A 1,478-nucleotide genomic window follows, 5' to 3' on the forward strand; every position below is an offset into this window, starting at 1 on the left:
GCTAAGGCGTGACACGCAGCCTGATCACTGGAGGCGAAACCGTGGGCGGGGACAACGGGATCCAACGAGCGCCACCGCACTGATCTGGTGCACTACCTCGAGAGGGTTGTCCACAGGAGCACGTTTTTCCACAGGTTTCCACGGGTGATGGTCATCCGACCGGGATCGGGCCAGTGTGGAACAGGTGAAGCCCATCGAGGTTCCCGCCGATCTGCGGCGTCTCGCGCGGAAGCAGGATGGCATGCTCACCTGGTCGCAGGTCAGGGCAGCCGGGATTCGGCGCTGGCAGTTCGAGCGCTGCATACGCGATGATGGCTGGGTCGTTCCCTGCCGCGGCACCGTTCTGCTCCCGGACGCTCATCCGGTGCGGGGGCCGGCGCGGGCCGCGCTGGTCGGCCGGCCCAGCGCGGTGATCTGCAATGTCACGGCGGCCGCGCTGCTTGGGCTACCGGGCCTGCCCGATCTCCGTCTTCCGCCACGAACCCCCAGCTCCGACGTGTCTGACCGGCGTGGTCCGGCCAGGGCCGGGAACAGGGAGAGGCCGGGCACCATGGTTGGGGCTGGCCGCCCGGGCAGGGCGGCTTACATCCATCCGGTGCATGTGCTGCTGCCGCGTAGCGCGCACGGGGCGGATGTCCGTGGGCTGGTGCGGCATCTTGGCGCCTACCGTGCGCAGGAGGTGGTCAAGGTCCGTGGAATCCCGGTGACCGGGGTCACCCGAACGCTGGTTGATCTGCTCGTGAGCTGCGATCGGGAGACTGCCGTCGGTCTGCTGGACGCGGCGCTGCATCATGGGCGGATCACGGACATCGGGGAGATCCGCGACGCCGCCGCGGGGCGCAGGGGCGTCGCCGAGCGGTACGGATGGTTGGGGCTGGTCGACGGGCGGGCGGAGTCGCCGTTGGAGACGCGCATGCGGCTGGTGCTCATGGATGCGGGGCTCACGCCTGAGCAGCTGCAATGGTCGATCTGGGGTGACGGCCGGGAGTCAGGCTGGCTACCCGAGGGCTCCGAAGCGGAGGAACCGTATGAGCGGTCCCGTGCTTCCACGGCCTTGGCCAAGGAGGCGTGGTCGGCTCGGCCACGGCTGCTGGCCCGGGTTGATCTGGCTTGGCCGAGCCGCCTAGTGGCCGTGGAGGTCGACGGAACCGCTGTGCACGAGCATCCGCGGGCGCTGTTCCGTGACCGTGCCCGGCAGAACGACCTGTTGTCCCTTGGCTGGATCGTGCTGCGGTTCACCTGGACCGATCTGCTGCTTCGCGCGCATGCCGTCGTCGAGCAGATCCGTTGGTCCCTGCAGGTGACCCGCCCGGCCACCACGCTCTGACGTCCATGGCTGAGGTGCGGGGCGGGTCAGGTGCGGGTGCGGTGGGCGGCGAGGAGGTCCTCAAGGCTGTCGGGGTCGAGGGCGTGCAGGCTCGCGACGAGGCCGGCGAGCTGGTCACGCAGGTGGGCGACCTCCGGTAGGTCGGCGAGGG

The 1,478-nt window shown here is 69.7% G+C and carries 1 protein-coding gene; it reads left to right on the plus strand.

Annotated elements, in window-relative coordinates:
• The first annotated feature begins 595 nt into the window (after positions 1 to 595).
• Complete coding sequence (locus G6R24_RS20880; protein WP_225438883.1) at positions 596 to 1,327, plus strand: endonuclease domain-containing protein; 732 nt, start codon at positions 596 to 598, stop codon at positions 1,325 to 1,327.
• Positions 1,328 to 1,478: the final 151 nt, after the last annotated feature.

The sequence above is a fragment of the Candidatus Frankia nodulisporulans genome, assembly GCF_902806475.1.
Classification (GTDB): domain Bacteria; phylum Actinomycetota; class Actinomycetes; order Frankiales; family Frankiaceae; genus Frankia; species Frankia umida.